9 protein-coding genes are annotated in these 8,193 nt (G+C 73.0%); 7 read left to right on the top strand and 2 right to left on the bottom strand.

Translation table 11 applies throughout. From position 1 onward, the window contains the following. Positions 1-153: 153 nt before the first annotated feature. From trpA to DQW85_RS01375, 7 genes are all read left to right on the top strand, one after another. Positions 154-954, top strand: coding sequence for a tryptophan synthase subunit alpha (trpA, locus tag DQW85_RS01405; protein WP_113698668.1), 801 nt, complete (start codon positions 154-156; stop codon positions 952-954). A 367-nt stretch (positions 955-1,321) separates the two neighbouring features. Beyond that, positions 1,322-1,816 (top strand): MauE/DoxX family redox-associated membrane protein, encoded by a 495-nt coding sequence (locus DQW85_RS01400; RefSeq protein ID WP_113698669.1) that lies wholly within the window; start codon positions 1,322-1,324, stop codon positions 1,814-1,816. Further along, the gene (locus DQW85_RS01395) at positions 1,803-2,555 is read left to right on the top strand and encodes a DsbA family protein (protein WP_113698667.1); all 753 of its coding nucleotides are present in this window, start codon (positions 1,803-1,805) and stop codon (positions 2,553-2,555) included. Before DQW85_RS01400 ends, DQW85_RS01395 begins: the two co-directional genes overlap by 14 nt. Before the next feature lie 25 nt (positions 2,556-2,580). Further along, positions 2,581-3,858, top strand: coding sequence for a prolipoprotein diacylglyceryl transferase (gene lgt, locus DQW85_RS01390; protein WP_113698666.1), 1,278 nt, complete (start codon positions 2,581-2,583; stop codon positions 3,856-3,858). Continuing rightward, entirely contained in the window at positions 3,858-4,562 is a 705-nt protein-coding gene (locus DQW85_RS01385) for a VIT1/CCC1 transporter family protein (protein ID WP_113698665.1), read from the top strand. The genes lgt and DQW85_RS01385 overlap by 1 nt, the downstream gene beginning before the upstream one ends. Further along, positions 4,559-5,386 (top strand): hypothetical protein, encoded by an 828-nt coding sequence (locus tag DQW85_RS01380; RefSeq protein ID WP_113698664.1) that lies wholly within the window; start codon positions 4,559-4,561, stop codon positions 5,384-5,386. Before DQW85_RS01385 ends, DQW85_RS01380 begins: the two co-directional genes overlap by 4 nt. After that, positions 5,386-5,979 carry a hypothetical protein gene (locus DQW85_RS01375; protein WP_113698663.1) on the top strand — a complete coding sequence of 198 codons (594 nt, stop codon included), beginning with the start codon at positions 5,386-5,388 and terminating at the stop codon, positions 5,977-5,979. Before DQW85_RS01380 ends, DQW85_RS01375 begins: the two co-directional genes overlap by 1 nt. Before the next feature lie 198 nt (positions 5,980-6,177). Here DQW85_RS01375 and DQW85_RS01370 read toward each other — a convergent pair whose 3' ends face one another. Both DQW85_RS01370 and DQW85_RS01365 read right to left on the bottom strand, forming a co-directional pair. Continuing rightward, entirely contained in the window at positions 6,178-6,744 is a 567-nt protein-coding gene (locus DQW85_RS01370) for a TetR/AcrR family transcriptional regulator (protein WP_113698662.1), read from the bottom strand. Then, positions 6,741-8,193: YhgE/Pip family protein (locus tag DQW85_RS01365; RefSeq protein WP_113698661.1), on the bottom strand; the 1,453-nt coding region annotated here is incomplete at its 5' end. The genes DQW85_RS01365 and DQW85_RS01370, both read right to left, overlap by 4 nt.

The following is an 8,193-nucleotide window of genomic DNA, read 5'->3' as shown; positions in this document are numbered from 1 at the left end:
CGAGCCGCCGTACGGGGCGCTCGGCCCGAGCGCCCGCCCGCGCCGGCGCTCGGAGGCGCCCGGGCCTGGGAAGATCCGGGAGAGGTACGGCGCGCGATGGCACCATGGCAGGAACGGCGGCGAAGCGGCCTCGACCATTCAGAACGGACGATCATGACTTCTCTTCAGACGGTGTTCGCCAAGGCGAAGGCGGACAACCGGGCCGCGCTGGTCGGCTACCTGCCGGCGGGCTTCCCGTCCAAGGACGGCGCCATCACCGCCGCCGCCGCCCTGGTCGAGGCCGGCTGCGACATCATCGAGATCGGGCTGCCCTACTCCGACCCGCTCATGGACGGGCCGACGATCCAGGACGCGGTGCACCGCTCGCTGACCAACGGCACCCGCATCGCCGACGTCATGCGCACGGTCGAGGGCGTGGCCGCCACGGGCGCGGCGACCCTCGTCATGACCTACTGGAACCCGATCGACCGTTACGGCGCCGAGCGCTTCGCGCGCGACCTGGCGAGCGCGGGCGGCGTCGGCACCATCACGCCCGACCTGACCCCGGAGGAGGCTGGTCCCTGGCGCGAGGCGTCGGCCGCCGCCGGCATCGACACGGTGTTCCTGGTGGCGCCCAGCTCGACCGAGGAGCGCATCAAGACCGTCGTCGAGTGCTGCACCGGGTTCGTCTACGCGGCGTCCCTCATGGGCGTCACGGGCGCCAGGGAGGTCGTGAACGCGGCCGCCAAGGACGTCGTCAAGCGCACCCGCGCCCACACCGACCTGCCGGTCTGCGTGGGGCTGGGCGTGGGCACCGGCGCGCAGGCCGCCGAGGTGGCCACCTACGCCGACGGCGTCATCGTGGGGTCGGCCTTCATCCGGCACCTGCTGGACGCCCCCGACGAGGCCGCCGGCCACGCCTTGATCGGCAAGCTGGCCCGCGAGATGGCCCAGGGCGTCCGCTCCCGCGGCTGACCGCCCAGACCTGCCGACCGCGCCCACGCGGGGCCCGTCGGCTCCCTGGTGGCCGTCCCGGCTCCGGCGGCCCGTCCGCTTTCCGAGGGCTGCCCGGCTCCCTGGGCCGGCCTGGGGTCTCTGGGGGCCGCCCGGTTCCCTGGGGCGAGCCGGTCTGTGAGGGCGCGGCCACCCGGTTCTGGCGTTCCTCCCGGGTCGGGCGCGGCTCGCGGCATGGCGTGTGGACAGCGAGTTCGCCTTAGCCGACGCTTATTCGGCCCGTGATCGGATGTTCCCCGGATACTGTGCGCATCCCGGTGCCGAGACAAGGAGATGACCCGTGATCGCGTCGCCAGCGTCACACAAAGCCAGATCGGCGATACCCTGGGTGACGACCGCCGCCCGGTTGGTCCTGGGCGGGGTGCTGATCGTGGCCGGTGGGCTCAAGATCGGCAATCCGTCCGACTCCGTCCTGGCGGTCAAGGCGTACCAGCTGCTGCCCGACTCGATCGCCACGACCGTGGGCTATCTCCTGCCGATCCTGGAGATCGTGGTGGGCGTGCTGCTGGTTGCCGGCCTGCTGACCAGGGTCGCCGCGGCGGTCGCCGCGCTGCTCATGCTCGCCTTCGTCTTCGGCATCGCCTGGGCGTGGGCGAAGGGGCTGCGCATCGACTGCGGCTGCTTCGGGGGCGGTGGCGAACTGAAGGACTGGCAGGAGCCGTCCTACCTGCTCGACATCGTGCGTGACTTCGGCCTCGTGCTACTCGGCGCCTGGGTCGTGCGGTTCCCGCCGGGGCGCTTCGCGCTCGACTCGGCCCTGGGCCTGACCGGGCCCGACCGCACACGTGACGACGAGGAGGAGACAGGTGATGAGCAAGGGTGAGCGTCAGAAGTCGGCGCGGGAGAAGATCAAGGAGCAGCAGGCCGCCGAACGGGTGCGGGAGCAGCGCAAGCGCCTCGTGACCTACCTGACGGCGGGAGCGGTGGCGGTGGCCGCCGTGGGCGCCGGCTGGATGTGGGCGGCGAGCAGGTCGCAGTCGGAGCAGGCGGGGGGCGACCTGGCGCCGATCACCGTGCACCCCGACAACGCGGTGGTGATGGCCAAGAGCGGCGTCACCAAGCCCGTGATCGACATCTACGAGGACTTCCAGTGCCCGGCCTGCAGGCAGCTTGAGAGCGTCAGCGGCCAGACCTTCAAGAACCTCGCCGCCGAGGGCAAGGCCAAGGTGGTCTACCACCCCATCACGATCTTCAGCCAGGAGCCCACGCGCTCCAACTCCCTCCGTGCCGGCGCCGCCGCACGCTGCGTGGCCGACGGCAAGCAGTGGATGGCCTACCACGACCTGCTCTTCGAGAACCAGCCCAGCGAGACCGCGGAGGGATTCAAGATCGACCAGCTGCTGGCCTGGGGCAAGGAGGCCGGGGTGACCTCCCCCGACTTCCAGAGTTGCGTGACGGGCCAGAAGCACGCCAAGGACCAGATCGCCTACACGGGGCAGGTCCAGAAGTCGGCCAAGATCCAGGGCACGCCCACGGTCAAGCTCAACGGCGTCGAGATGGACAACCGGGTCATCTTCACGCCGCAGGAGTTGCGCGATCAGGTCACGAAGGCGGCCAAGTAGCCACGCGTCCGCTACCCTCACCGGCATGCCCCTTGCCTCGATTCCCAGCCCTTCCGAGGGGGTCTGGTATCTCGGATTCATCCCGATCCGGGCCTACGCCTTGTGCATCGTCCTCGGAGTCGTCGTCGCCGTCTGGCTGAGCGAGCGCCGCTGGCGCGCCCGTGGCGGCGAGAAAGGCACGATGATCGACATCGCGGTTCCCGCGGTGATCTTCGGCCTGATCGGCGCGGTTCCCGCGGTGATCTTCGGCCTGATCGGCGGCCGCCTCTACCACGTCATCACCGACTGGCAGACCTACTTCGGCCCGCGCGCGATCAAGGAGCCCTACCGGGCGCTGTTCATCTGGGAGGGCGGGCTCGGCATCTGGGGTGCGATCGCCCTGGGAGGCGTGGGCGTGTGGCTGGCCTGCCGCCGCCGGGGCCTGTCCCTGAGCGCCGTGGCCGACACGGTCGCGCCCGGCATCGCGTTCGCGCAGGCGATCGGCCGCTGGGGCAACTGGTTCAACCAGGAGCTGTACGGCGGGCCGACCACGTTGCCGTGGGGCCTGGAGATCGACCAGGCGCACGGTGGCGAGCCGGGCGTGCTCTACCACCCGACGTTCCTGTACGAGTCGCTGTGGGACCTGGCGCTCGGCTTCGGGCTGATCCTGGCCGGCAGGCGGTTCACGCTGCGCCATGGCCGGCTGTTCGCCCTCTACGTCGCCGGCTACACGCTGGGGCGGTTCTGGATCGAGGGGCTGCGGATCGACCCGGTGGGCGGGGTGGACCACGCGGTGACCTTCCTGGGGCTGCGGATCAACCAGTGGACCTCGATCGTGCTGTTCATCGGCGCGCTGGTCTACCTCTGGGTGACCCGTGGCAAGGACAGCGAGGAGATCGTGGTGCCCGCCTCGCACCCTGGTGACGGCGGGGAGGCCGCTGATCCGGCGCACCCGGCCGACCAGGCCGACGAGGAGGAGGACACCCGCCAGGCCGGCCCGGCCGGGGAGGACGGTCGCCCCGAACCCGCGGGCGGTTCAGCCGGCGAAGGGGTGGCAGAACGTTCCGGAGACGCTGGGACTGATCACTCCGAGGGCGCGGATAGCCTGAAGGGCGTGGAGAGTCCGGCAACCCCGAACGACGCAGCCGCCCCGGATGGCGCGGAAGCCGCAGATGGTGCGGCGGTCGAGCAGGCCGCGCCGGAAGAGCGGGACACCGTCGAGGACACCGTCGAGGACACCGTCGAGGACACCGATGAGCGGGCCGCGCCTGACGAGCCCGCCGCCGCCGGGAAGCTGGCGGGACCGGAGAAGAAAAACGTGTGATGAGCGGGCGCGCGGAGATCCACCACCAGCACCGCGACGTCACCGGCGGCTGGCTGCGGCCGTCGGTGTTCGGCGCGATGGACGGACTGGTGTCCAACTTCGCGCTCATCGCCGGCGTCGCGGGCGGCACCTCCGACACCAAGGTCATCCTGCTCGCCGGCGGCGCCGGGCTGGCGGCGGGTGCCTTCTCCATGGCCGGCGGCGAGTACGTCTCGGTGGCCAGCCAGCGCGAGCTCGCCCTGGCCGAGATCGCCGTCGAGCGGCGCGAGATCGAGCGCCATCCCGAGGCCGAGCAGGCCGAGCTCGCCCAGGCCCTGGTCGACCAGGGGGTGGGGCCGGAGATCGCCGCGGAGGTGGCCGCCGAGATCTCCCGCAATCCCGAGCGCGCCCTGCGGGTGCACGCCCGCACCGAGCTCGGCGTCGACCCCGCCGACCTGCCCTCGCCCAGGCTGGCCGCCTTCTCCTCGTTCCTGTCGTTCGCGCTGGGGGCTGTCCTGCCACTCGTGCCCTATCTGATCGGCGTCACCGAGCTGTGGGTGTCGGCGGTGGTCTCCTGCGCCGCGCTGTTCGGCGCGGGCGCGCTGGTGTCCACGGTGACCGCGCGCAGCTGGTGGTACTCCGGCCTGCGGCAGCTCCTGGTCGGCGCGCTCGCCGCCGGGCTCACGTTCGCATTGGGCAGCCTGATCGGGGCGTCGGGGCTGTGACCGGCGCGCCCACGAGGCAGACCGCGCGCAAGCGGCGCCGCCCGCCGCGTTCCGACTGGCAGTTCCCGCTGCTCACCGACTGGGGGCTCCGGCCCGAGCAGCAGCGGCTCCTGGTCGTCATCGCGTCGGTGCTCGGCGTCGTCGCCGCGGCGTGCGGGCTGGCCGTCGTCGTGACCTCGCTCGGCGGCGGCTACGTCTCCGAACGTCCGGCGAGCGCCGCCGTGGGCGGGGGCGGCGGGCTCCCGTCCGCCTACCAGGGCTGGGCCTCGCCCAAGCTGTTCGACCCGATCCTCGACCGGGCCAAGGACGGCACGCCGCTCACCGAGAAGGAGGTCTTCGCCCACAAGACGCTCGCCGGGGAGAACAAGCTCACGCTCGAACTCGCCGCCAAGCAGCTCGACACCGACTGCTCGGCCGCCCTCTGGGGCTCCAACCTGCTGGAGCAGGTGGCCGACGCCGAGTGCACCCAGGCGGCCCGCGGCCTCTACACCAGCGCCGACGGTCGCTACATCGGCCAGTACACCCTGCTCAACCTGCGCGACGGCCAGGCGGCCGGCCGGCTCGTCGAGGAGCTGAAGACCGGCTACCGGGGCGGCTGGACCCTCCCCCTGACAGCCGGCGACGCCACGTTCCCGGCCGGCGGCTACACCGAGGCGGCCGGCTACGCGCTGGGCCACTACGTGGGGCTGGTCTGGTTCGGCAAGACCGACGGCACCGAACCGGCGCCCCGTGACGACTTCGTCTCGCTCGCGCTGACGCTGCGGGGCGCGGAGAAGGCGGTGTACCGGAGAGTGGTGGCGATCACGGGACCGGGGGTGTCCTGATGCCGCGCCGCCTCGCCGTGCCCCTCGCGGCCGTCACCGGGCTCGCGGTGCTGGCCGCCGGTGCGTGGCTCTGGTTCGGCCGCGAGCGGCCCCGCCCCGCGTCCTTCCGCGGCGAGCCCACGTCCGCCCTCTACTCGGTGATCGACTCCCGCCAGGCGGACGCGGCGCCGCTGAGGCTGGAGGAGGTCTTCACGTCCGCGGGCCAGACCCTCGGCACGCTGCGCCGCGAGTCGGCTGAGGAGCTGGCCGACTGCGACGACGCCCTGTGGGGCGCCTCGGCCGCGGGCTGCACCCAGGCGTTGCGGGCGACGTACACGGGGCCTTCGGGCACCGCCGGGCAGTTCGTCATCTTCAACCTGCCGGACGGGCGCGCGGCCGACGCGCTGGTGGACGCCCTCGCCGGCGACGGGTTCGTACGGCAGGCGGTCCCCTTCGACGCGGCCCACAGCCGCGCGGCGGCCCGGGCGCTGGGCCACTACGTGACGGTCAGCTGGGCGGGCGCGTCCGGACCCGGCGCCGACCTGGTCACCTCGCTCATCGCCCTCGACGGCCTCGGCCGCGTCGTCCAGTCCCGCGTGCTGGCCGCCACCTGAGGCCCCCAGGCGCCACCTGACGCCCTGACGGGCTCGGAGCGGGAGGAGCCCGGTGGCTGGTCCGCCCACTCGGCCAGGTCGCACAGGGCGCCACGGACACCCGCGGCTCGCTCGGCGGGAATCCCCGCGGCGCCCGCGCGGGCGGCGAAGCGGGCCGGGCCGACAAAGAGCCGGGCCGACAAAGAGCGGTGGGGGCAGTCAGGTGATGCGGCCGTGCATGAGCTCCAGGAGCGTCTTGTGGGTCAGCTCCAGGGGCCGGTCGGGGAAGAGGGCCCGGCGCTCGATGGAGACCGTCAGCACCATGCCGAACAGCGCCGTGGCCGCGGTCTCCACGTCCAGGCCCGCCCTGACCTCGCCGTTCGCCACGGCCTCGCGCAGCACGCCGGCGTAGACGCCGAGGGCCTTCTCGCGGAGCTGGGCCACCGCCTCCTGCCAGGCCGTGTGCCACATCTCGGCCAGCAGCACGCGGGCGAGCGGCCCGTGCTCGTCGAAGAAGCGCAGCTGCCCGAGCACCACGTTGTCGAGCGCGGCCAGCGCGCTGCCGCCGACGGCCGCCGCCGACAGCGCCTTGGCCAGCTTCGCGATCGAATGCTCCAGCAGCGCGGCGAACAGCGCCTCCTTGCTGCCGAAGTTGTAGAACACGGTGCCCTTGGCCACCCCGGCCCGCTCGGCGATGGCCTCGACCGTCGTGGCGTTGTAGCCCTGCTCGGCCATCAGCTCGATCGCCGCCGCGAACACCTTCGCCCGCGTGTCCTGTCGGCTCACAACGACAGCTCGGGGTGCAGGCGTTTCACGGACCAGGTGCGTCCGCGCTCCACGGCGAGCGTGGTGAGCGCGAGCCCGAGGACTAGGAAGGTGGTCAGCACGCCGCAAGCCTGCCACACCACGGCGAGATCGCCACCGCTGATCAGCCGGCGCAGCGCCGAGACGACCCAGCTCATCGGCAGCCACGGCGAGATCGTCTGGAAGAAGCCCGGCGAGGTCTCGATCGGGTAGGTGCCGGCCGCCGAGGTGAGCTGGAGCATCAGCAGCGCCAGCGCCGCCACGCGCCCGGGTGGCCCGAGCAGCGCGCTGATCGCCTGTACGAGGGCCATGAACGCGGCGACGGTCAGCAGGAGCAGCCCCGCGACGCCCGCCCAGTGCGCGGCCTCCAGGCCGAGGCCGAACCTCAGCACCCCCAGCAGCACCGCGACCTGCGCGACGCCGAGCGCCATCCCCGGCAGCCAGCCCGACAGGGCGATCCTCGGCGCGCCGGTCGTGCCGGCCAGGCGGCGCTGGTTGAGCGGCTTCAGCACCATGTAGGCGATCATCGCGCCGACCCAGAGGGCGAGCGGCAGGAAGAAGGGCGCGAATCCGGTGCCGTAGTTGGGGACCTCGTTGTCGACCTCCTTGGCCAGCCGCACCGGGTCGCTCATCATGTCGGCCCGGGCGTCGCGCTCCCGCTTGTCGTAGTCGGGGATGCGGTCGGCGCCGTCGCCGAGGCCGTCGGCCAGCTCCTTTGAGCCCTTGGCCAGCCGGTTCATGCCCTTGTCGACCTGGCCGGCGCCGTCGTGCAGCCGGTCGACGCCCGAGGAGAGGCGGTCGGCGCCGTCGCCCAGCTTGACCAGGCCGCCGCCGAGGCTGGTGAGGCCGCCGGTGACCTGGGCGGAGCCGTCGCGCAGCCTGGTGGCGCCTTGGTGGAGCTTCGCGGCGCCCTGCCCGGCCTTGCCGAGCTGCCGGTCCACGGTGGCGGCGCCGTCGGCGAGCTTGGCCAGGCCGGTGTCCAGCGCGTTGACCTGCCGCCTGACCTCGTCCATCCGGGGGCCGAGCTCGGGGGCCACCGTGGCGATCTTCCTGGCGACCCTGGCCAGCTCCTGGGCGCGCGCGGTCAGCTCGGCGGCCTGCGGGTCGTCGATCCGCTCGGCCTGCTCGGCGACCGCCTCGGCGGCGCGGGCCACCTGGGGTCCCCATTCGTTGAGGACGGGGACGTACCTGTCGGCGATCCGGTTCACGGTGCCCGCCTGGGCGTGGACCTGGTCGGAGGCCCGCCGGGCGCCGCGACTGAGCTCGGAGGTGCCGTCGCGGCGCAGCCTGGCGAGCCCGTCGCTCAGCCGGCCGCTGGCCTTCTCGGCCTGGGTGAGGCCATCGGTGACCCGGGCGGAGCCGTCGCGCAGCCGCGCGGTGGCGCTGTTCGCGGTGTCCAGGCCGGCCGACAGCCGCTGCGCGCCGCTCTCC

This window comes from Nonomuraea lactucae, assembly GCF_003313395.1.
GTDB classification, from domain to species: domain Bacteria; phylum Actinomycetota; class Actinomycetes; order Streptosporangiales; family Streptosporangiaceae; genus Nonomuraea; species Nonomuraea lactucae.
The sequence above is the reverse complement of the archived record's forward strand: the minus strand, read 5'-3'. Positions and strand labels throughout refer to the sequence as shown.